General features: G+C 64.1%; 22 protein-coding genes. 18 read left to right on the top strand and 4 right to left on the bottom strand.

The genetic code is table 11. The features are described from left to right. Positions 1 to 157: 157 nt before the first annotated feature. From RT97_RS11655 to RT97_RS32090, 8 genes are all read left to right on the top strand, one after another. Positions 158 to 1,192, top strand: a complete 1,035-nt coding sequence (locus tag RT97_RS11655) for a LysR family transcriptional regulator (RefSeq protein ID WP_042578945.1) — start codon at positions 158 to 160, stop codon at positions 1,190 to 1,192. Between the two features lie 107 nt (positions 1,193 to 1,299). After that, the gene (locus RT97_RS11650; RefSeq protein WP_042578944.1) at positions 1,300 to 2,901 is read left to right on the top strand and encodes an AMP-binding protein; all 1,602 of its coding nucleotides are present in this window, start codon (positions 1,300 to 1,302) and stop codon (positions 2,899 to 2,901) included. Positions 2,902 to 3,020: 119 nt separating this feature from the next. Beyond that, on the top strand, positions 3,021 to 4,157 hold the full coding sequence (locus tag RT97_RS11645) for an acyl-CoA dehydrogenase family protein (RefSeq protein ID WP_437184096.1): 1,137 nt from the start codon (positions 3,021 to 3,023) through the stop codon (positions 4,155 to 4,157). A 51-nt stretch (positions 4,158 to 4,208) separates the two neighbouring features. Next, complete coding sequence (locus RT97_RS11640; RefSeq protein ID WP_253278211.1) at positions 4,209 to 5,195, top strand: Bug family tripartite tricarboxylate transporter substrate binding protein; 987 nt, start codon at positions 4,209 to 4,211, stop codon at positions 5,193 to 5,195. Positions 5,196 to 5,371: 176 nt separating this feature from the next. Continuing rightward, a complete protein-coding gene (locus RT97_RS33110) occupies positions 5,372 to 5,845 on the top strand; it encodes a hypothetical protein (protein ID WP_155403790.1) in 474 nt (157 codons plus the stop codon). A 137-nt stretch (positions 5,846 to 5,982) separates the two neighbouring features. Next, the gene (locus tag RT97_RS34120; RefSeq protein ID WP_155403789.1) at positions 5,983 to 6,288 is read left to right on the top strand and encodes a DUF4279 domain-containing protein; all 306 of its coding nucleotides are present in this window, start codon (positions 5,983 to 5,985) and stop codon (positions 6,286 to 6,288) included. A 170-nt stretch (positions 6,289 to 6,458) separates the two neighbouring features. Next, a complete protein-coding gene (locus tag RT97_RS11635) occupies positions 6,459 to 7,328 on the top strand; it encodes an alpha/beta hydrolase (RefSeq protein WP_042578942.1) in 870 nt (289 codons plus the stop codon). Positions 7,329 to 7,481: 153 nt separating this feature from the next. Further along, the gene (locus RT97_RS32090) at positions 7,482 to 7,967 is read left to right on the top strand and encodes a hypothetical protein (RefSeq protein ID WP_155403788.1); all 486 of its coding nucleotides are present in this window, start codon (positions 7,482 to 7,484) and stop codon (positions 7,965 to 7,967) included. A 112-nt stretch (positions 7,968 to 8,079) separates the two neighbouring features. Here RT97_RS32090 and RT97_RS33105 read toward each other — a convergent pair whose 3' ends face one another. Next, positions 8,080 to 8,403 (bottom strand): hypothetical protein, encoded by a 324-nt coding sequence (locus RT97_RS33105; protein ID WP_155403787.1) that lies wholly within the window; start codon positions 8,401 to 8,403, stop codon positions 8,080 to 8,082. 175 nt (positions 8,404 to 8,578) lie between these two features. Here RT97_RS33105 and RT97_RS11625 point away from each other — a divergent pair, with 175 nt between their 5' ends. From RT97_RS11625 to RT97_RS11610, 4 genes are all read left to right on the top strand, one after another. Then, positions 8,579 to 8,947, top strand: a complete 369-nt coding sequence (locus tag RT97_RS11625) for a hypothetical protein (RefSeq protein WP_042578941.1) — start codon at positions 8,579 to 8,581, stop codon at positions 8,945 to 8,947. A gap of 348 nt (positions 8,948 to 9,295) precedes the next feature. Beyond that, on the top strand, positions 9,296 to 9,874 hold the full coding sequence (locus RT97_RS11620) for a YceI family protein (RefSeq protein WP_042578940.1): 579 nt from the start codon (positions 9,296 to 9,298) through the stop codon (positions 9,872 to 9,874). Positions 9,875 to 9,954: 80 nt separating this feature from the next. Continuing rightward, positions 9,955 to 10,332: a hypothetical protein gene (locus tag RT97_RS11615; RefSeq protein ID WP_042578939.1), complete on the top strand. Its 378-nt coding sequence runs from the start codon at positions 9,955 to 9,957 to the stop codon at positions 10,330 to 10,332. Positions 10,333 to 10,570: 238 nt separating this feature from the next. Beyond that, positions 10,571 to 10,840, top strand: coding sequence for a hypothetical protein (locus RT97_RS11610; protein ID WP_042578938.1), 270 nt, complete (start codon positions 10,571 to 10,573; stop codon positions 10,838 to 10,840). A gap of 42 nt (positions 10,841 to 10,882) precedes the next feature. Here the strand turns inward: RT97_RS11610 and RT97_RS11605 are convergent, their stop codons facing one another. From RT97_RS11605 to RT97_RS11595, 3 genes are all read right to left on the bottom strand, one after another. After that, complete coding sequence (locus tag RT97_RS11605; RefSeq protein ID WP_042578937.1) at positions 10,883 to 12,490, bottom strand: hypothetical protein; 1,608 nt, start codon at positions 12,488 to 12,490, stop codon at positions 10,883 to 10,885. Positions 12,491 to 12,611: 121 nt separating this feature from the next. Continuing rightward, complete coding sequence (gene dkgB, locus RT97_RS11600; protein WP_042578936.1) at positions 12,612 to 13,439, bottom strand: 2,5-didehydrogluconate reductase DkgB; 828 nt, start codon at positions 13,437 to 13,439, stop codon at positions 12,612 to 12,614. A gap of 55 nt (positions 13,440 to 13,494) precedes the next feature. Then, complete coding sequence (locus RT97_RS11595; protein ID WP_042578935.1) at positions 13,495 to 14,697, bottom strand: MFS transporter; 1,203 nt, start codon at positions 14,695 to 14,697, stop codon at positions 13,495 to 13,497. A gap of 371 nt (positions 14,698 to 15,068) precedes the next feature. Here RT97_RS11595 and RT97_RS32480 point away from each other — a divergent pair, with 371 nt between their 5' ends. From RT97_RS32480 to RT97_RS11570, 6 genes are all read left to right on the top strand, one after another. Continuing rightward, positions 15,069 to 16,802, top strand: a complete 1,734-nt coding sequence (locus RT97_RS32480) for an AAA family ATPase (protein WP_080898263.1) — start codon at positions 15,069 to 15,071, stop codon at positions 16,800 to 16,802. Positions 16,803 to 17,068: 266 nt separating this feature from the next. Further along, positions 17,069 to 17,383, top strand: a complete 315-nt coding sequence (locus RT97_RS11590) for a hypothetical protein (RefSeq protein ID WP_042578934.1) — start codon at positions 17,069 to 17,071, stop codon at positions 17,381 to 17,383. 281 nt (positions 17,384 to 17,664) lie between these two features. After that, positions 17,665 to 19,860 (top strand): hypothetical protein, encoded by a 2,196-nt coding sequence (locus RT97_RS32085; protein ID WP_052810624.1) that lies wholly within the window; start codon positions 17,665 to 17,667, stop codon positions 19,858 to 19,860. A gap of 132 nt (positions 19,861 to 19,992) precedes the next feature. Beyond that, a complete protein-coding gene (locus RT97_RS11580; RefSeq protein ID WP_042578933.1) occupies positions 19,993 to 20,550 on the top strand; it encodes a DUF3455 domain-containing protein in 558 nt (185 codons plus the stop codon). A gap of 74 nt (positions 20,551 to 20,624) precedes the next feature. Then, entirely contained in the window at positions 20,625 to 21,194 is a 570-nt protein-coding gene (locus RT97_RS11575) for a sigma-70 family RNA polymerase sigma factor (RefSeq protein WP_042578932.1), read from the top strand. Further along, positions 21,191 to 21,931 (top strand): anti-sigma factor, encoded by a 741-nt coding sequence (locus RT97_RS11570; RefSeq protein ID WP_042578931.1) that lies wholly within the window; start codon positions 21,191 to 21,193, stop codon positions 21,929 to 21,931. Before RT97_RS11575 ends, RT97_RS11570 begins: the two co-directional genes overlap by 4 nt. Positions 21,932 to 22,374: the final 443 nt, after the last annotated feature.

The raw sequence follows: 22,374 nt of genomic DNA, 5'->3' as shown, positions 1-22,374 counted from the left end.
CACATGCCGTGGCTCGGCCCGCGTAGTGCTTTTTACGCGGCCGGATGTAGGCGACTTGCCGCATGGGCCTTGGTGCGGCGCGACTGCCGCATTGCTCCAGCGCCCGCGCGCCCGCCTGCCGGCGAGCCGCGCCGGGCGTGGGTTGAGAATCTGGCCTATGGAACTCCGATCGCTGCGCTACTTCATCGCCGTCCTGGAAGCAGGCAGCCTCTCGCGCGCCGCCGGTGCGTTGTACGTGGCCCAGCCCGCGCTCACGGCGCAGATCAAGAAGCTGGAGATCGAACTCGGCACCCAGCTTTTCGAGCGCTCGCACGTCGGCGTCACGCCCACGGCGGCGGGGCTGCAGCTCTACCAGGACGCGCGCAAGCTGCTCTCGGATGCCAGCGCAATGCGCGAGCGGCTGCAGCGCGCGCCAGGCGGACCGGAGGGCTCGGTCACGATCGCGGTGCCGTTCCTGCTGGCGTCGCTGCTGATGGGGCCGGTGCTTGCGAAGCTCAAACAGCTGCATCCGCGCATCCGCGTGTTCGTCCTGGACGACCTGAGCCTGATGGTGCGCAAGGCCATGGTCGAGCGGCGCGCCGACATCGGCATCCTGGTCGACACCGACGACATCAACGGCCTTGACGTGAAGCCCTTCGTACGAGAACCGATGTTCGTCTGCGGCCACGACGCCGACGGCGTGGTGGCCGCCATGACGGTGCAGCCCGCCGCCCGAAGCAGGAAGAAAGGCAGCGCCGCGGCGACGCTGCGTCCCGAACTGCCCTTCGCCCGCGCGGTCGGCTTGCCGCTTGTGCTGCAGTCGCGTCGCTTCAGCATCCGCGCTCAGGTCGAGCACTGCGCCGCCGACCTGGGCCTGGAGCTCAACATCGCACATGAGCATGACTCGGCGCGCGTGATCCGCTCCCTGTACCTGGCCGGCGCGGGTTTCACCTTCACGCCCGCCTGCTCCCTGGGCGATGCGCCGCCGGGCGGCAAGCACTGGCTGGTGGCGCGCGTGGTGCAGCCCGACCTCGCACGCACCTACGCGCTGGCGACCCCTTCGGCGCGAGCGCCCGATCCAGCGACCCAGGCGGTGATGACTGTGCTGGTCGACGAGACGCGCCACATGATCGCCTCGGGCCGCTGGGAAGCCGAGTTTCTGCTCGGCAGGCGGCGTGCGCAGGGCACCGAGGCCGCTGCGACCAAGCCATAGCGCCGGACGTCCAGGGCGAGCTGGGTCATCAATGTTTGTGATGGCCAAGCATCAGCAATCGGTATTTGTCGTCGGGCCCCGTCTGCTGCCAAAGTTGCCTCCACGCCATGCCGTGGCATGGCCATCCAGGAGACAACTTGCAAACCACATCCCCCGAGATCGCCAATGTCGGCGAGCTTGCATCCCGTGCCGCCCGCATCCACGCGAAGCGGCTGGCCGTCACCAGCGCCCAGCGTGCGGTGACCTACGAAGAACTCGAGCAGCGCTCCAACCGCCTGGCGAATGCGCTGTGCGGCCTGGGCCTTCAGCGCGGCGACCGCGTGGGCGTGTACCTGCCCAACTGCATCGAGATCGTCGAGGTCGAGCTGGCCTGCTACAAGGCGGCGCTGGTGAAAGCGCCGATCAACGCTCGGCTCGCGCCCGTCGAGGTGGCCGAGGTGATTGCCAACAGCGAGGCGACGCTGATCGTCACCACCGCCGAGCGCGCCGAGGGGTTCCTCGCGCAGCTCTCGGGCGAAGCGCCGCGCCTGCTGCTGCTCGATGCCGCCGAGGACTCGCAGGCTTCGTACGAAGGACTGCTCGCCCGCGCCAGCGACCGCTTCGCGCCGGTGCGCGTGCACGCGGACGAGCTCGCAGTGCTGCACTACACCTCGGGCTCCAGCGGCGTGCTCAAGGCCGCGATGCAGACCTTCGGCAACCGGCTTGCGCAATTGCGCAAGTTCCTGATGCGCGCCGACAACCTGCAGCCCGGCGACCTGTTGGGGCTGGTCGGCCCGATCACCCATGCATCGGGCATGCAGCTGGTGCCCGCGCTGTGCAGCGGCGCGACGATTCGCCTCTTCAGCGGCTTCGACCCCGGCCGCTTCATTGCCGAGATGAAGCGCGAGCGCGTGACCCACACCTTCATGGTGCCAACCATGATCAACATGCTGCTGGCCGAGGTGCAGGGGCGCTATCGCCCGCTGCCCGACCTGCGGCGCCTGGGCTACGGCGCAGCGCCGATGGCGCCCGCCCGCATCATGCAGGCGATGGACGTGTTCGGCCCGGTCCTCTCGCAGGGCTACGGTGCGGGCGAGACGACCTCGGGCGTGTGCGGCCTCAGCGTCGAAGACCACCTGTTCGCGCGAGCCGCCATGCCTGAGCGGCTTGCGTCCTGCGGCCGGCCGTTCCTCGAGTCGGTGGTGGAGATCGTCGACGACGAGGGCCTGCCGGTGACTCCCGGCGAGATCGGCGAGATCGTGGTGGGTGGTCCCGATGTCTTCGCTGGCTATTGGCGTGCGCCGGAGCTGACGGCCGAAGTGCTGAAGAACGGCCGCTACCACACGGGCGATCTGGCACGTGCAGACGATGACGGCTACATCTACATCGTGGACCGCAAGAAGGACATGGTCATCAGCGGCGGCTTCAACGTGTACCCCTCGGAGGTGGAGGCGGTGCTGTACCAGCACGCCGCCGTCGATGAGGCCTGTGTGTTCAGCGTGCCCGACGACAAGTGGGGCGAGGCCGTCGCCGCGCACATCGTGCTCAAGCCCGGCGTGGCCGCGGACGCCGCGGCGCTCGACGCTTTCTGCGCCGAACGGCTCGCAGGCTTCAAGCGGCCGCGTCGCATCGCGTTCGTCGAGGCGCTGCAGAAGAACGCCAACGGAAAGGTCGCGCGCAAGCTCATCCAGTCACCGTATTGGGCCGGCCACGACCGCCGCGTGAATTGAGGAGCCGCAGCGCCATGAACACACCCGTCATCTCATCCGCATCCGCCGACACGCCTGCTTCGGGCGTGCGCTCGCCGCTGTTCGACGGCCCCTTCGAAGGCTCGGCGCGCGCGGCGGACATGATCTCGCGCATCGGCGACTTCCTGCACGGCGAACTGGCCGCGCTGGTGCGCGAGGAAGGCATCGACCACGAGCATGGCGCCGACAAGGCCATCCTGCAGCGCGTGTGGCGCCGTTCCCACGAACTCGGCTTCTACGGCATGACGCTGCCCACCGGCATGGGCGGCCTCGGGCTCTCGCTGCTCGACCACGTGCTGATAAAGGAATCGATCTACGCGAGCGGCTCGCCCTTGGCGCCACACGTGTTCGGCGAACTCAGCGGCCCGCCACGCGTGGGCGCGCTGGCGCGCCATGCAACGCCGATGCAGCTTGCGAACTTCATCGTGCCTGTGGCGCAGGCGGAGAAGTCGATCTGCTTCGCGCTCACCGAAACGGAAGCCGGCTCCGACCCCGGCGCGCTGCAGACGCAGGCGCGGCTCGAAGGCGACACCTATGTCATCAATGGGCGCAAGCGCTTCATCTCGGGCTCGCCTTTCGCGGACTACGCGGTGCTCATGGCCTCCACCTCCGACAGCCCCGAGCGCCGCGAGATCTCGGCCTTCTTCGTCGATCTGAGTCAAAGCGGCGTGGAAGTGAAGTCCGGCTACAAGACGATGGCTGGCCAGTCCTCTACGGGCGACATCGTGCTGACGGATTGCCGCGTGCCGGCCGCCAACCTCATCGGCGAGCCGGGCCGCGGTCTGGCGCTCGCGCTGGGACGCATCACCGTCAACCGGCTTCTGCATTGCCCGGGCATGGTGGGCCTGGCAACTGTTGCGCTGAAAGATGCACGCGACTACGCGCGCACGCGACGCCAGTTCGGCCGGCCGATCGCAGAGTTTCAGGCCATCCAGCATTCGCTGGCCGACATGGCCACGCAACTGGCCGCGGCGCGCGCGCTGATGATCTCGACCGCCCGCCAGCTCGACGCAGGCGGCGATGCACGCGCCGATGCGTCGATGGCAAAGCTCTTCTGCTCGGAGGCGGCCTTCCGCATTGCCGACGCGGCGGTGCAGATCCATGGCGGCGAGGGCATCGTGCAGGGCCGGCGCGTCGAGTTCCTGTTCCGCATGCTGCGCATGTATCGCGTGCTCACAGGCACCAGCGAAATACAGAAGAACATCATCGCGCGCGAATTGCTCGACGGAGCCAAGTAGGCCAGGCCTTCCGCGAAGCACCGACAAGACAACGATCCGGAGACAAGCCAATTGAACATCGACATTTCTCGCCGCGCCTTGTGCCGCGCGGTCGCGGCATCGCCGCTCCTGCCACTCAGCCGCATCGCTCGCGGCGCCGGGCAGTGGCCCAACCGCCCCATCAAATGGGTGGTGCCCTACCTGGCCGGCACCGGCCCGGACACCGGTGCGCGCATCCTCGCCGAGGCGGCCAGCCGGCTGCTTGGCCAGCCAGTCATCATCGAGAACAAGGGTGGCGCCGCCGGCAACATCGGTGCCCGCCAGGTGGCCCGGGCCGCGCCCGACGGCTACACCTGGATCTACTCGGCCGCGCCGATGGCCGCGAACGTCCTGATGTATCGCAGCCCCGGCTATGACCTGATGAAGGACTTCAGGCACGTCATGCGCCTGACCACGTCGGATGTGCTGCTGGTCGTCAATCCCTCCTCGGGCATCGAGACGCTGCAGGACCTCGTCGCCAGGGCGCGCGCGAATCCCGGCAAGCTCGACTACGCCTCCGGCGGCGTGGGCACGCCGTCGCACCTGGGCGTGGAGTTGTTCCTCCATGCGGCCGGCATCAGCGCCACGCATGTGCCGTACAAGGGCGCGTCGGAACTGGTCAATGCGGTGCTGGGCGGCCAGGTGAGCTTCGGCATGCCGATCTTCGCGGTCGCCTACCCGCACGTGAAGGCGGGCAAGCTCAAGGCGCTGGGCGTGGCCGGCACCAGACGCAACGCCAGCCTGGCGGACGTGCCCACGCTCGCGGAACAAGGATTGCAGGGCGTGGAGCTCACCTCATGGGGTGGGCTCTCGCTGCCCGCCGGCACGCCCGATGCGATTGCCGCCCGCATCTACGATGCGTTCAGCCAGATGCTCAAGGACCCGCAGGTGATCGCGTCGTTGACCGAACTGGGCAGCCAGGTCTCGCCTTCGACGCCGGAAGGCTATCTGCAGGTGATGCGGCATGAGGTCGAGCTCACGGGCCAGATGATGAAGAGCGCCAGGATCCAGTCGTTCTGATTGCTGGTTCCTTGTCATAGAGTCAGAGATAGCGCATCGAAGTCCGAGCCAGCGCATTAAAGGCTGAGACAACAAGCCGGGGGGCGACCGGTTTCGGCCAAGAGCGGACGTTCGCCAGTGCGGCAGAATTCGGCCAAGAGCGGTCGTGCAGTGCGTAGTGGATGAGGAGTCTTGATATGAGCTGGATGTGGTCGGGCTGGGTATGGCGGGTTGGAGCGATGGCATGCCTATTGGCTGTCGTTTATGCCAATGAACGCTTCAATCTCGCCAATCCGGACCTTGAGCGCAAGCTAGTTGGCTGCTGGGGTAGTAAGGTGGATGGAGGAAAAGCGTTTCTCGCGCTTTCCGCTCTTGACTTGCGAGACAACGGCTCGTTTTTGGAGCAGGGCTCCGAAAGCTTTTTAAATGGGGAAATGAAAAAGCCGGTGTCGGCGGAGGGTACTTGGAGCGTGAGGAAGAATAAGCTCACCCTCAGCTATGTGAAATCAACGGCTTCATGGCTACTACCACGAGCGGGGCAAGCACTACGCCTGGTGGTTCTAGAAATTGGCGACGCGTCATTGAAGGCTAAAGGTGACAATCCCACAGGCATGTCGCTCGAGTTTTCGCGTCTTGGTGGTCCCACCGCGTGCCGGCTTCCGGGCATCTAGGCGGAAGACTACTGTCGGCCAGGAGCCGACATCCGTCGCTGGCGCACAACGGTGAGGTCTTCCGTGCGAACGCACACGACGATTGACCGGCAAGATTCGGCAGCAAGCGCTTTTCGACCCGCTGAAACCTTTCGCAAATGGCTCATCTTCAACGCGCCGTGGCCTCGCTTCGAGTCATCGGAGACGATGTCGTACCGGCCGAAATCACCAGGCTCCTCAGAACATTTCCGACCGCGGCATACGCTAAGGGAGACGAGTGGCATTTGCCAAGTAGCGTTGGCGTGCGCACATCTGGGATGTGGCGATTGGACGCAGAGGTCGTCGAGCCTGAGAACTTAGGTCAGCAGGTTTCTGAACTACTTCGTCGCACAACCGCGGATCTTGGCGTCTGGCAGGCCCTCTCGGCCGCTTCCGAGTCGATCTGTTCTGCGGCTGGTTCATGAGCGGTAGCAATGAGGGCATCGAGATTTCCCTTGCAACGATGGTCGCCCTTGGCACGCGAGGGATCGTTCTGTCTGTCGACATCTACAGCCCCAATGTCGAAGGCGAACACGGGTAGAGTGCCCCGATACTCGCCGGCCGACTTCGGCCAGGAGCGGACATCTAAGGGTTCATGAACATACGCTGGTTGGTACTTGCCGTGCTGCTTTCCGCGGGTGTTTCTGTGGCTCTACTCTATGGCGCCGGCGAGGTGCTGAGCCGTCCGGCAACTAGAGCCATCGGCCCTCCACCAGCCGACCTTCACGCAAGATCAGTTCGGATACCTTCAGGATCAGAAGAGTTTGTGGCGGGCTGGTTCGCCGCAACCACAGCCAAAACTGGTGCAGTTCTTCTGCTGCACGGGGTTCGATCAGATCGAACGCAGATGCTTGGCCGCGCCCGCGCGCTGCATCGGCAGGGGTACACCGTCCTGATGATTGATCTGCCAGCGCATGGGGAGAGTACGGGGGACAGAATCACATTTGGCGCCAAGGAGTCGGCAGGAGTCATTGCTGCTCTGACCTTCTTGCGCGAGAAGGCTCCGGGCGAGCGGATTGGTGTCATTGGGGTCTCACTCGGCGCGGCATCAACAGTATTAGCGAAGATCGAATCGCCGCCCCAAGCCGTCGTCGTGGAGTCAATGTATCCAACTATCGAAGAAGCTGTAGCAGACCGGCTGGCAATGAGGCTTGGCCCATTTGGCGCCACCCTCGCGCCGCTCTTACTGTGGCAACTGCCGGCAAGGACGGGCGCAAAGCCCGAACAGCTTCGGCCAATCGAACGCATTGCCAGCCTTGGAGCCCCTGTTCTTGTAGCCTCCGGGTCCGAGGACCAGCATACAACCTGGGCTGAGACCGAGCGCTTGTTTCACTCGGCGCTTGCTCCCAAAGAGCTATGGCGCGTGGAGGGCGCAGCACACGTGGACCTCTATGCCTACAACCCATCGGACTACGAGCGCAAGGTGCTTACGTTTTTGAATAAGCACCTTCGCAGTAATGGCTGAGACGTCGCTCAAGGTGCCGCTCCGCTACCGCGCGCACGCCCTGCTAGGCTCCGCTGAAGGCCGCCAGCGTGAGGCAGAATCCGGCCACTACCAGCCAGTCACCAACTTCGGCTTGCGCGCAGGCCAGCGACTGCTCGGCCACCACTCAAACCCATGCAACGCAAAGACAGCATTCCACGAGAGGCATTGACCCAAGTATTGGGCGCGGTTTACCAAGGCTCACCCGTGGTGATGGAGGCCTATGCCGTGCCCGGCTGCGAACTGATGCAATTCGACGACCAGCCGGCGCTCGAGCAGTTCATAGCCGCCGAACTGGCAGCCGGCCGCCCCACAGCCAATCTGGCGCTGCACTATCCCGAGACGGGCGGCCTTGCAGTGCAGGAACGCATCGATGTGAACAATCCCGCCGCCAATGGCGCTACCTGGCGCTACACCCTCAGCGGATGGGGCCTCATACAACTGCAACTCGAATTCCGCCAGCCCGGCTTGGTCGGCTGCCGCATCGCGGTTAACAGCGCTGAACGCGCGCGTGCCTGGGCCAAAACCTACCCCCGCTTGGGCGAACCCGACCTGTGGGATTGGCCGGCGATTGAGAAGCACGCACGACGGCTGATCCGAGTGCTGCGCAAGTACGCATGATTAGCTGGGGCGACGGGTGAAAGACAGCTTTGTGCCGCTGAGGTCGAGCGGCTGAAGGACTGCAACGGGCCCAAAGCCGAAGTCCACTCTTCTCCAAAGTGGACCTTGTTTCCTATGCAGAGATTTTGGCCAAGAGGTCCGAGCGCACTTCCTCCGGCGTGAAGGCTCTCAGAATTACTTCTTTGGGCTCGACCGCACCTTCGGCCCGTGCCAAATCTATCCTGGCAATCTGCTCTGGAGATAGAAAGTGGTCCTTCAGGGCGACGGCAACGCTCGTTATCTGAGTACGTCGAGCTAGGAAAGAATGCATCTGCGCGACGGTAAGTCCAATCGCATGACCTGCGGCGACTTCAGCTGCAACATGCACTGTGATGCGAGAACCTGCGTCCACATTAACCGCCGCTTTGAATTCCGCAAAGTATTCTTCAAGGTTCATTAGGTGTCCGGTTTTGGCCGACTGCAGGTGGACAGGTTGCCGGCGCAAAGGGGCACTTTGCGGACCTTCGTGTCATCCGGACGCTGTAGCTTTCAAGCATTGTTGGCAGTCAGAGTTCTCGCTACGATCATCTCAGGTGAGATGGGCTCATTGCAATATTTCAGAGGCAGTAACGATGGCGGGAAGCATCACAGTATCAAAAGGGAAGCACGGTGCTAAAGGCGTCACGATCTCGGTGGGTAGTGAGTGGTACACGCTGGTCGTGGATGCGGCCCGTCAGTACTTCCCCGCCAGCGCCACTCACTATGTTGAGCAGATCTACGGCGAGGGTGATGAAGGCTTTGGCGATTGGGCGGATCTTCGGGAAGTTTCGGCAGAGGGTTTCAACATCTTCTACCGTGCGATCAGACGATCTATCGAAGCGCAAGCAAGATGCCTTTTCGACTCCGACGGCAGGTCGCGACCGACGCCCTTCGGGACATATACGGACTCAGAGATCATCGCAAAGCTCGAAGCAGATCCCCGCTTCGACTCAAGGGTTTGACGCACCTTCGCTGACCTCATCGAACGACTGCTTTGACACGAATTCTGTTGGCTCGTCGAACTTCCGCTGTTGGCCGTGAGCAGTCCGCCGCCATGCCGTATTGCTCTCCGGAGAAAATTTGCCAGCGCCAGATTCAATCATGATGCATCGCGCACACAAACTGCTTTCTGCCTCGAGTCCCAGACTTCACGGCGCCGCTTCAATCCGATGCACGCACGCACGAGTGCGCGCCTGCCTCGGACTTTGATGTCAAGGAACGCGACACCTCGATGCCCATCGGCATCGCACACCGTGCCCGCTTGTCCGCTACCCTTGCGCGCTCAGCTTCAACGACGGAGACGACCCGACATGGCGACAAGCAAGCTTCTGTTTTCCCTTTGCGTCCTCGGTGCCTTCGCGAGTGCCACCGCAGCACCGGCCACCTATGACATCGACCCCGAGCACACCTACCCCAGCTTCGAGGCCGACCACATGGGCATCTCGGTGTGGCGCGGCCGCTTCAACAAGACCACCGGCAAGGTGCTGCTCGACAAGGCCGGCGGCACCGGCACGGTAGACATCGCCATCGACACCGCGAGCATCGACTTCGGCCACCCCAAAGTCGCCGAATACGTGGCCGGGCCCGAGCAGCTCGATGCGGCCAAATACCCCACCATCACCTACAAGGGCAAGCTCGGCGGCTTCAGGAATGGCGCGCCCACCACGCTGACCGGCGAGCTCACCATGCATGGCGTGACCAAGCCCGTCGCGCTCAAGGTCAATTCGTTCAAGTGCGTTGCGCACCCGATGCTCAAGCGCGACTACTGCGGCGCCGATGCATCGGGCAGCTTCAAGCGCGATGCCTTCGGGCTCGACTACCAGCCGCAGTGGGGCTTCAAGCCCGACGTCACGCTGCGCATCCAGGTCGAGGCGATCAAGGCCGAGTGATGCGAGACGGCAAGGCGAAGGGCCGGCCGCTTTACCGGGAACAACAAAGTCCCCGCAGGCCCCGCACTTAAACTCCGCCCATGCAACGCCCCAGCGAAGTCCAGCCCAACCTGCAGCCCGTCGTGGAACTGCGGGGCGAGGGCGCGACGTTCGCCTACGCCGTGCGGGCACCGCGCTCCAAGGGCGTGATACCCCCTAGCTCCTACAAGAACGGCGGCTTCGACACCCTGCCCGAGTGCCTGCGCGATGTGGCCAAGGCGCTGGGCGGCAACTTCAAGCGCATCTACGTGCGGCTCGACGGCCATTGCGTCGGCGAGCGCGACATCGCCGAGCTGCGCCTGTCGCCCGACAAGGTCGCGGCCGAGTTGAAGTCCGAATGCGATGCGCTGAACGCGCTGCACATCAAGCCCGCTGCCATCTCCGCGCAGAAGAAGAGCGGGCCGGTGGTCGCCGAGTAGGCGGCGCTCCCTTATTCCCGTTACTCCACGTACCGCACCCAGAGGTGCGTGCGCCCCGCGATGCCTTCGGCGAACGCCTCCGCCGCCAGCGCCTGCCCGCTGAATTTCATGTCCGGCAGACGTGTTTCGCATGATGAGGAAAGCGACGCCGGTTGCACCGCACCGAGCCGCCGTTGTCCTACTCGCGGAGCGGAACTTCAATGGCAGCGCCGCGCCACACGCAGCACAACAACGCGCCATGGCTACCTACGAGTCCGTTCTCCACGTCACCGCCCGCTTCGAAGTTGTCGATGCGCACGAGCGGCCGGATACGGTGCTTGAGTACACCGAGTGCCTCTACCGCGTGAGCGTCTCCAAGCGCTACCCGGTGCTCAGGGGCGAGGTGACCTATCGCCTGCGAGACGGCACCCCGCTGCGCCGCTCCAGCAAGGGCTACTTCGACACGCTGGATGGCGTGTGCCGGCTCTTCACGGTCGAGGCGGTGGAGAAGTCCGACGCGGCGTGCTGATGCGCGTCGGCTGCTGGCAGCGTATAGCCGCTGCGGCCCGCGCTACTTGAAGACAGGCGGCGGCTGGCGCTCTTGCGCGCGCATGAACGGTCTGGTGTCGTTCGTTTCGCAGTACGCGCCCGAGAACTGAGCGGGTACGAGGCGCGGGTTGCGGTTGACGTTACTCGCTTGCCAGCGATCCAGCTTCACGCCGATGGCGCAGCTGCTGCGGTAGAGCATGTCCGCGTTGCATACCGAGCAGGACTCGTTCCGGCCGCTTCGATCGAACTTCGCCACCAATCCGGAATAGACAAACTGGACCATGGTTTTTCCGCGCGTGCTGTCGTACTCGCGGATCGCGATGTCGATGGCTTCCTCGCGGGATCGCGCCGCATAGACCCACACCCTCCGGCCGCCGGCCCGCGCGACGTTGCCCGGGTATTCGGTGGATTCGACGTACGAATCGACGAACGCGAACCATCCGAAATCCAGCGCCAGATAGTCCTTCCCCGGCTTGCCGTGGCGGAGGGTGCCCCCGAGATGCGAGTAGCCGTACTGCGATTCGGCGACCTTGGCGGCCTCCTCGGGGCTGGTGCCGATCACCCATCCGACTTCGCCGGGCGCGAGGCTCATCCACTTGTGGGCGTACAGGATCGCCGGCTCGACGGCCGGCCCCGCCGAACGCGAGATCGTGAGCGGGCCTGTCGACGCCCGGACCGCGACGCTCGATTCGTCGACAACCTGCCTGCTGCCGCTTGCAGGCGCATTGGATGAAGGGCCAGAGGGCTTTGCAGGCGCGCTGCCCGGGCCTGCGGCGACGCCCGTTTGCTCTGTCAACTGTCGGGCCGCCTCGGTCGCCAGTGGGTGATTGGGAAAGCGGCTCATCAAGGCGCGCAGCACCTCGCGGGCGCGGGCGTTCTCGCCGCGCGTGCTCAACTCGTCGGCGCGCGCAAAGAGCTGGCCCGGGTTCATCGTCTGCAGGCTGGTGCGGAACTGCTGCTCGGCGCGCGCGACCTCGTCGCGCTGCAGCTGCTCGGCGCGTGCGGCTTCATCGCGCTTGCGCTGGGCTGCGTCTGCTTCCGCCCGCCGCGAGTCGATGTACCTGTGCGCCGCGGCTGAACGGGCACTCGACGAGCGCGGGCTCTTGCACATGAGTTTGTTGGTGGCCGGGTCCAGCTCTTTCCACCAGTACGTGCCATCGGGATACCAGTCGATGCATTCGACCGCGTCGCTCCAGAGGGCGGGCTCCCCGGGTCGCTCGAGGCCGCGCTGCGCCGCCGGTGATCCGCTGTCGGCAGTGGCCTCGTCCCTGGCGCAATGGCCCTTGTAGCCAGAGCCGGCAACGTACCTCCACCCCGCCGAGCCTCTGTGCGCCGTGGAGCAGGCAAACCAGTGCACCGTGCCATTGAGGATGTTGCCTTCCTCCTTGCCGGGGCCCAGCGTGCTGAGCCCCCCGCCGGGGCATTTGAAGGCGTCGGAACTGTCGAAGAAATTCTTGGTCTGCTGCGGGTTCTCGACGCAGAAGCCGACGTCGACCGGGTAGTCGCACTGGTTGAACAGCGTGCGGTTCTTGCCAATCACGCAATGGCTGTCGGTGCCGTCGCCCGCCGCATGTGCCTGCATGGCACCCAAGAGCAGAAGCCCCGCAATCAAGATGCGTGTGATCGACATGCGGGGCCTCCGGTGGTTTTGGCCGGAGTTTGAATCTAGGCGTTCAATTTGTAAACCAAATGCTGCATTTGTGCGCGGCGGCCCGCCACTCGGGCGATCGATCGATCGCCCGACCTCTCAATCAATCCCAAGCCGGCGACAGCCCCGCCGGATCGGTGAGCCGCTCGTTGCGGTCGAGCGCCGCGATCTGCGCCATCTCTGCATCGCTCAGCTTCAACTGCTGCGCCTTCAGGTTGCCTTCGAGGTTCGCGCGCTTGGTGGACGACGGAATCACCGCGTAGCCCAGCTGCATCGCCCACGCCAGCGTGACCTGCGCCGTCGTCGCGTTGTGCGCCTTGGCAATCGCCTCGATCACGGGGTCGGCGATGACCTTGCCGTACGCGAGCGTCATGTACGAGGTGATGTGGATGCCCTGGCTCTTTGCGAACTCCGCCACCTTGCGGTTCTGCAGGTACGGGTGCAGCTCGATCTGGTTGGTGGCGATGTTCTCGGCGCCCACGGCCGCAATCGCTTCCTTCATGAGCGCGATGTTGAAGTTCGACACGCCGATGCGCCGGGTGAGCCCCTCTGCCTTGGCCTCGGCCAGCGCGCCCATGAACTCGGCCACGGGCACCGCGTTGCCGGGCGAGGGCCAGTGGATCAGTGTGAGGTCCACATGATCGGTGCGCAGCTTGACCAGGCTCTCTTTCAGGCTCGGCACCAGCTTGGCACGTGCGTAGTTGTCGGTCCAGATCTTGGTGGTGATGAAGAGGCTGTCGCGCGCCACGCCGCTTTCGGCAATCGCCTGGCCCACCTCGGCTTCGTTGCCGTAGATCTGCGCGGTGTCGATGACGCGGTAGCCCACGTCCAGGCCGTTCTTCACCGAGTCGATCACCACCTGGCCCTTCAGGCGGAAGGTGCCGAGGCCGAAGGCGGGAATGGCGTTTGCGTTGCTGTTCGTCGTTGTCATGGTCGTGTTGTCCTTGTGCGTTGAAAAAGAAAAAGAAGAAGCGAGAAACCAGCGATCAGTGACCGACCGGCACCGGCCCCGAGGCGCGAACCGGAATCCCGGCGCGGCGGTCCAGCGTTCCGCTCCACTGCGTGAGAGCAAGCGACACCAGCACCACCAGCGCGCCGATCCATGGCGTGTGCATCAGGCCCAGGTGCGTCACGATCAGGCCGCCGGCCCAGGCTGCCAGCGCAATGCCCAGGTTGAAGGCCGCGATGTTCAGGCCCGAGGCCACATCGACCGCCTGCGGCGTGAAGCGCTCGGCTTGCTTGACCACATACACCTGCAGCCCCGGCACGTTGCCGAACGCGACCGCGCCCCACATCAGCACCGCCACCAGCGCCAGCCACTTGTGCGGCGCCGCGAAGTTGAAGACCAGCAGCACGGCGGCCAACAGCGCGAAGATGATCTTGAGCGCCGGAATCGGCCCCAGCCGGTCGGCCAGCTTGCCGCCCCAGATGTTGCCCACCGCCACCGACACACCGTACACCAGCATCACCCAGCCCACCGCGCCGGCGCTGAAGCCCGACACGTCGGTAAGGATCGGCGCCAGAAACGTGAACGGAATGAACGAGCCGCCGTAGCCGATCGCCGTCTTGGCATACACGAGCAAGAGGCGCGGCTCGGCCAGCACCTTGGCCTGCTGCGCGAGCGACGCCGGCGCCGTGTGGCGGATGTTGTTGGGAATGAAGATCCAGCTGCCGACGAAGGCGATCACGCCCAGCGCGGACACGGCCAGAAAAGTCTCGCGCCAGCCGAAGTGCTGCCCGATGAACGTGCCCAGCGGCACGCCCGTGACCAGCGCCACCGTGAGCCCGGTGAACATGATCGCGATGGCGCTGGCCGCCTTTTCCTTGGGCACGAGGCCCGTGGCGATGGTCGAGCCGATCGAGAAGAACACCCCGTGCGCAAGACCCGTGAGGATGCGCGCGGCCACCAGCGATTCATAGCTCGGTGCCTTCCACGCCAGCAGATTGCCGAGCGTGAAGAGCGCCATGAGCCCGAGCAGCAGTGCCTTGCGCGGCAGCTTGCCCGTGAGTGCGGTGAGCACCGGCGCGCCGATGGCGACGCCCAACGCGTAGAGGCTGACCAGCAGGCCCGCCGAGGGCAGGCTGATGGCGAGGTCAGTGGCGACCGTGGGGATGAGGCCAACGATGACGAACTCGGTCGTCCCGATGGCGAAGGCGCTGAGGGTCAGCGCGAGTAGGGCGATGGGCATTGAGGCACTCCTGGATGGGTTAGGAGGAGTGTCTTGGGGATACCTTTGCGGATAAATGGGGTTGTGGGCAGAAGATAGTTGTGTAGAAGTCAAGTATCAGAAGGGGGAGCATTCCCCCGTTTCAGACGTGAGACTGTTTGCAATTGCGCGAAAACTTATTGGACTGACGGGGTTGGGCTCTTGCGTGTAGTGACACTTTGACTCTGCGTTTTCGATTCGCCTTGTCTCCTAACCGCAATGCACTTCACAAATGGCGCGAGAGGATGCGATGAAATGGGAGTGTTACCCCTCGATACCAGTTGCTCCATAGTTGGTAAGCTCGCTTTTATTAATGAAACTTTTAGTCGTTCGAGCTCAATAAAGGCAAACAAATGTTTGATGCAGTAACTGTTGCTAATTTCATGAGAATTAATGAAGCCGTGACAATTCCACTGGGCCCAGTTACCATTTTGGTTGGCGAGAATGGATCGGGTAAATCGTCGATTCTTAAGGCCATTCACTGGGCAGCCCGATGCGCCGTTCTTCGCGATAGCTCTGACAGAGTAACTTTAGAGCGAATGGACTATGCGCCGAGCAGAGATTTTTTACATCTCGCACATAAAGCCCGACTTAACAGTGAAGGAGCCTCTCCAAGAGTTGCTGTGGAATTGATATCTGGTCCGGATCGTGTGTCAATCAGTATGAATTCGACTCGTAATGACGCAGGTATTAAAGTCGCAATTAGAGGAGCATTAACCACTACCTTTACAGCCTCATCCAAGATTACCGCCTATATACCTGGCTTGGCAGGGTTATCTGAGGCCGAATCTCTGTTGGCAACCCCTGTTTTACATCGGCGCGCGGCTTCAGGCGAGGGTGGTTCGGTATTGAGGCATATCCTATTGGGCTTGGCAATTACGACGGTCGCGAAAGACAGTATAGATAAGCATGAAGAACTGACCGAGCTTGGGCGCTGGGTTGGAAAAATATTTCCAGGGGTGCGATTTTGGGTAAAGTTTGATCGCTTACGAGACGTTTTTATCGATGCTAAATTTCTTACGCTCGACATGGTAGTAGGGGGTAAGAAATTAGAGCAACAGTGGAAGTCTCTGGAAATGGCAGGAACAGGCTTTCTTCAGGTCGTTCAGATTTTCGCCTATTTGCTTCACTTTAAGCCGAAATTGCTATTAATCGACGAGCCCGATTCTCATCTTCATCCGGGCACGCAGGAGCGCCTAATAAGAGCGGTTGAAGACGCGGCAAAAGAATTTCCAGAAACGCAATTTCTACTCACAACGCATTCGTCGAACCTAGTTCGGGCTTCAAGCGCTGTGTCGCAAGTTAGATGGATGGCAGATGGCGTGCTTCGACCCGAAAAGGAAGATCAAGTAAGGCAACGCATGGGCTGGGGGGCTCTCGATAAAGATTTGATGCTAATTACTGAAGATGGAAATCTAACTTTCATGAAGAATATCTTATCTCAGTGGTCTGAGCTTGCCCGCAAGGTTTTGCTTTGGCCGACCTTTGGAGCGGGCTCTCTTCCTCGCGGTGGAGCAATAACGAAAATTAGAAATGAACTCGGTATCGCAGTTGTAATTCATCGGGATAGAGATTTTTTATCTGATGAAGATAAGAAGGCGTTCGAAAAAAAGATGGAATATGACACCCATGAGGTGCCTTTTTGGATGCCAGCGGGGTCCGACATTGAGGCTTCATTTTGCGCGCCTGAACATTTGGAAGGTGTGTTCGGGATTGGTGATGCTGAAGCCAAAATTCTTGCATTGGACGCATTGGCTTTGGTTGACCAAAATGCCGCGGAAAAGGATTTCAATACGGCATATCAGTCCACATTGGGTGGCCTAGATAAGGATTCGGTCGGCATGCCGAGTAAGCGATGGAGGGATTTGGGTGAATTTGGTTCCAATACGATAAAAGGAAAAAAACTGCTGGATGCAATCAGGCAGGCTGTAACCAACAAATTCCTTGGAACTACTGATGTTGCCAAACTTAATGGATTAAAGAAAATAACTATTCCAACTATAAAGATGCATGAAGATCTGAAAAAAATTATCGAGACTGCAATATTGGCGCAGAAAAAATTATCACCTGACGTTAGGAAAAGTTGATGCGCGCTGGATATACTTCGTGGCCGCGCTAAATGCGCGGCCGGGTTTGGAAGCCCGCTAAAACCCCTGCGACGAAAGCCGCAGGACCCGCACATGGACTGCGGCTTTTTCGTTCGCGCTGCTTTTAGGCGGCTCGGACGGGAGGGCGCGAGCCCTGCCGGTTTCCTTCAGGGGTTTTCCGGTCTTCCAACCTGTTCGAGCCGCCGCCACCGTTTGGAAGCGGGTGCGGCGGTTGTGGCAAATCAAAAATCCCAGGGAGGCCGTACATGGCTGAGTCCGCATCCACCCCCGCGCAATCAAGCGCCCATTTCATATCCCCCACCCTCGACGACCTCGCAATCCAAACCTGCGACGACGCCGAAACCCTCAACGCGGTCCTGCTCGCATACACCGCGTTCGAAAAGATCATCGAACCCGGCGTCCCGAACTACAGCGAAGTGCTCACCCCCACCCGCAGCGAACTGAGCGCCTTGCTCGGCCTGCTCAACGAAGCGCTCGTGGCGCGCATCGACGCCGTCAACGCAGCCGCTGGCGACATGCGCCGGGCGCTGATGCAAGGCAGCCTGCCCTCGGCGTCCTGATCACCAGGGCAGGGGCTGATCGCCCACGTCCCCACAGCGTGCCCTCGTGCGAAGAGAAAGCACCGGGTGTCCCCCGCAGCGAAATCATGAGGAGCCCGAAGGGCGGGGGACATTCGCGGAGCAAGGACCCCGTCGGCGTGGGCGCCGCCCTGAACAACAACAGCAAGCACCGCCCACAGGCGCCCGCGTACGCCAGCTGTCTACCTGTTCTCGGGTATGGCCTTGCCCCCTCCGCAGACCTACGATCGCCGGCGACAAAAGTTCACAAAAGGGTTGCTCAGATGGCACAACAGCATTCGGTGCGAAGCCACCTCCCGGCAAAGCGGGCCATCCGCCTCATCGGCACCGCACTGGCAGCCCTGCTCATCGCGGCCTGCGGCGGCGGAGGAGGCGGCGGTGCTGGAAGCAACGGCTTCCTGCCGATCGTCTCCCCACCGCCGCCATCGCCGCCACCTCCGGCGCCTGCCGCCACCAGCTTCACCATCGGCGGCACTGTCAGCGGCCTTGCAGGCACCGTCGTCCTGCGCAACAACGACAAAGACAACCTCGAGCTCATGGCAGATGGCGCTTTTGTCTTCGCCACCAGCGTGGTCGGCGGCAACCCTTACAGCGTCACCGTGGCGCAGCAACCCGAGGGCCAGACCTGCGCCGTCAGCGCGGCCCAAGGCACCGTCGCCAGCGCGAACGTGAGCGACGTGCGCGTGGTCTGCGCCGCGCAGACCTACGCCATCGGCGGCACGGTCAGCGGCCTGGCGGCCTCGGGCACGCTGGTGCTGCGCAACAACGGCGCCGACGAACTGAGCGTGACGGCCAATGGCGGCTTCGGCTTTGCCCAGGCGCTGCCACACGGCGCAGCCTTCGACGTGACGGTGCGCACCCAGCCGGCCGGCCAGCTGTGCACGCTGGCCAACGCGAGCGGCATCGCCACCGCGCCGGTCACCGCCATTGCCGCCACCTGCGTGGCCGACCCAGCGAGCCTTCCGCCCGCCGTGCCCGCGACACCGTCGGTGGGCTATGCGCCCAAGGCGTTTCTCTTCAGCTGGGCGGCTGTGGCCAGCGCCACGTATTACCGGCTCGGCGAAGACCCGGCCAACAGCGGTACCTTCAGCGTGCTGGCCGACAACCTCGCCGGCACCACCTATGCGCTGCAGAACCTGGTGCTGACCGCGCCGCCCGCGGCCTACCGCTATGCGCTGCAGGCTTGCAACGCGAACGGCTGCAGCGCCTGGTCGGCCCCGGTGCTGCCCGATGCCACGCTGGCCATCGGGTACTTCAAGCGGCCGACGGACCTTGTCGGCCTGTCCGGCATGGGCCAGACCAGAAACGCCGTGGCGTTCACGCCCGACGGCCTGGTGATGGCGATCCTTGACTGGCGGGCGGACGCGGTTCATCTGTACGCCAACGATGCGGGCAGCTGGCGCTGGACACAGACGCTGGTGGTGCCGGGCCTACGGCCGGGAAGCGCCAGTTTCTCGGGCGAGGGCACGTTGCTCGCGGGGAGCCAGCAGGCGGGTGCCATTCCGGGCGGTCAGGTCGAGGTGTTCGTGCGCGGACCACAGGGGTGGACGCACGAGCAGACGTGGTCGTCACCGGCGCCCCGAACGCTAGGCGATTTCGGCGCCTCGCTGGGCATCTCGCTGGACGGCACGGTGGCGGTGGTGTCCGAATACGGTTCGGGCGGTGCAGGCAACTTTTATGTGTTCCGCAAGGTGTCGGGTCAATGGAGCATTGAGCAGCGGGTGGACGCGCCCAGCGGCCAGTCGGGCTCGCTCTTCGGCGCCTTCGCCACGATTTCGCAGGACGGCACCACGATCGCGGTCGGTTCGCAGTACGAAAACATCGGCGGCGTGGCGGACGCCGGTGCGGCGTACGTCTACACCAAGCCGGCCGGCGCCGCCGCCTGGACGCTGAACACGCGCGTCGAATCGACGGCCCCGTTGCTCAACGCCTGGTTCGGCGGGGCGGTGGCGCTGTCGGGCAACGGCGAGGTGTTGCTCGTCGGCGCGAGCCGCGATAGTGACGCGGGCTATGCGGTGGCGGGCGCGCTGTATGTGTACCGGCGCGTGGGCGCGGGCTACCAGCTGGAGCAGCGAATCTCCGCGCCCTTTCCAAGGCAGGAGGGCCGCTTCGGCGGCTACGGCACGGCGGTGTCGGCCAACGGCTCGTTGATCGCCATTGCCAGCTTCCGCGACGGCGCGGCATCGACCGGGGTGAATGGCGACATGACGCCCGTGGCGGGCAACACCACGGGCGCGGTCATGCTGTACGAGAAGCCCGGCGCCACCTGGACGCTGAAGACCTTCGTGAAGGCACCGAACCCGGACAACGACGACGCCTTCGGCTACGGACTTGCGCTCTCGGGGGATGGCAAGACGCTCGCGGTGGGCGCGACCAACGAAGACAGCAATGCGACGGGTATCGGGGGGAATCAGGCGGATAACTCGGCGTCGAATGTGGGGGCGGTTTATTTGTATTGAGGTGGCCGGGGATGGAGCCGGGGCAGGGGGCGAAAAAATATTTCGCACCCCCTGCATCCAAACGCCCACCTGGCGTGTAGTTCCCTTCAGCAGCGAGGAGCTGCTGACCTTCTACAACCCAGGAGTAATTCCATGCACACCTCCCGTTCGATCGCCGTTCTCGGCGCCATCTCCGCCGCCGCCGTGCTCACCGCCTGCGGCTCGATGTCGATGGCCCCCACGTTCAACCAGTCCAGCCTGCCGCCGACCATCCAGGTGCCCGCCGGCAACAAGGTCGCCATGGAAACCGTCGGCGTGGGCGACATCACGTACGAATGCCGCGACAAGGCCAACGCCCCCGGCCAGACCGAGTGGGTGTTCGTGGGCCCCGACGCCAAGCTCAACGACCGCAGCGGCAAGCAGGTCGGCAAGTACTACGGCCCGCCGGCCACCTGGGAGTCGAACGACGGCTCCAAGCTCACCGCCACGCAGCTGGCCGTCGCACCCTCGAGCCCGACCAGCCTTCCGTACCAGCTCGTCAAGGCCAACCCGGCCGTGGGCTCGGGCGCGATGTCCGGCGTGACCTACATCCAGCGTGTCGCGCTGCAAGGCGGCGTGGCACCGGCCGCTGTGCCGTGCACGCCCGCCACCAAGGGCCAGAAGCAGGTCGTGAAGTACCAGGCCGACTACATCTTCTACAAGGCGTCCTGATGATCCGGGGGTGAATTTCGCGGCGCGGCGTGCCGGCTCCACTACGATGTGGCCGCCACCACCCGCCGCCGACCTTGCCCCCCACATCCACCGCCCCCTTCGACTACGACGCCGCGCTCATGGCCTGTGCCCGCGGCGACCGTAAGGCATTGCAGCAGCTCTACCAGCGCGAGAGCCGCTACCTGATGGGCGTGGCGCTGCGCATCGTGCGCCAGCGCCAGCAGGCCGAAGACGTGCTGCACGATGCCTTCATCAGCATCTGGCAGCGGGCGGAGAGCTTCAACCCCGCGCTCGGCGAAGGCCGGGGCTGGGTCTACAGCGTGGTGCGCAACGCCGCCCTGAACATGGTGCGAAGCGGCGCGCGGCAGGTGAGCCTGGACGAAGACGCGGCCGTTGCGGTCGACGACCAGGCCTCGCTCGCGGCGTATGCGGCCGCCGGCGATCCGTTCGAGCTGCGCGCCGACCTGGGCAAGCTGCACGGCTGCCTCTCGGGGCTGGAGCCGGCGCGGCGCGATTGCATCCTCTATGCGTATGTCGAAGGCTGCTCGCATGGCGAAATTGCCGAGCGGCTGCAGACGCCGCTGGGCACGGTGAAAGCCTGGATCCAGCGCGGCATGCGCGCGCTGCGGGAGTGCATGGGATGAGCACCGCTGAAGAACAACTGCCACCGAACGAAGACATCAACGACATCGACGGGCTCGCGGGCCAGTACGTGTTGGGCACGCTGTCGGCCACCGCGCGCGCTGCCGTCGAAGTGCGCATGCGCAGCGAGCCGGCGCTGCGCGAAGCGGTGCGCGCCTGGGAGGCGCGGCTGCAGCCGCTCACCGCGCTGGCAGAGCCGGCCGATCCGTCGCCGTCGCTGTGGACGCGCATCGAGCGCAGCGTCGACGGGCTGGGCCGTGCCTCGAAGGCGCAGGCCGCGGGCGTCGTCAGCTGGTGGAACAACCTCAAGCTCTGGCGCGGGCTGGCCGCGGGCGGCTTTGCCACCGCGGCGCTGCTGCTGGCGGTGGTGGTCACGCGCGTCGGGGCGCCACCGGCCACGCAATACATGGTGGTGCTGGTCGCGCCCGAGAACAAAGCGCCCGGCTGGGTGATCCAGGCCAATTCGTCGCGCCAGCTCAACCTCGTGCCGCTGGGCACCTTCGAGGTGCCGCCGCAGAAGACGCTGCAGTTCTGGACCAAGGCCGACCAGTGGCGCGGGCCGGTGTCGCTGGGCCTCGTCAAGCAGCAGGGCCAGACGCTGCGCATTCCCATCGACAAGCTGCCGCCGCTGGAGCCCAACCAGCTTTTCGAGCTGACGCTGGAGCCCGAGAACGGCTCGCCGATCGACCGTCCGACCGGGCCGATCCAGTTCATCGGGCGTGCGGTGAAGGTGATGTAGCAGCGGCGTGTTCGCATTGCTCCTTCCCCTTCCGGGGGAAGGCTGGGATGGGGGCAAGCGGCCCTCGTTCGGCCCATTGCTTCATCCACCGCCGTCGTGCCCCCACCCCAACCCTCCCCCGGGAGGGGAGGGAGAAAGACAGCGCTCACGCTCAAGCTCATCGGACGCACGGTGAAGGAGCCACAGCAGCGGCGTGTTCGCATTGCTCCTTCCCCTCCCGGGGGAAGGCTGGGATGGGGGCAAGCAGCGCTCGTTCGGCGCAGTGCTTCATCCACCGCCGTCGTGCCCCCACCCCAACCCTCCCCCGGGAGGGGAGGGGGAAAGACGGCGCTCGGGGTCAAGCTATTGGGCGCGCGGTGAAGGTGCTGTAGCAGCGGCGTGTTCGCATTGCTCCTTCCCCTTCCGGGGGAAGGCTGGGATGGGGGCAAGCGGCCCTCGTTCGG

The sequence above is a fragment of the Variovorax paradoxus genome (genome assembly GCF_000834655.1).
GTDB classification, from domain to species: domain Bacteria; phylum Pseudomonadota; class Gammaproteobacteria; order Burkholderiales; family Burkholderiaceae_C; genus Variovorax; species Variovorax paradoxus_F.
Note: the sequence above shows the minus strand (reverse complement) of the source record. Positions and strands in the feature narration are given on the sequence as shown.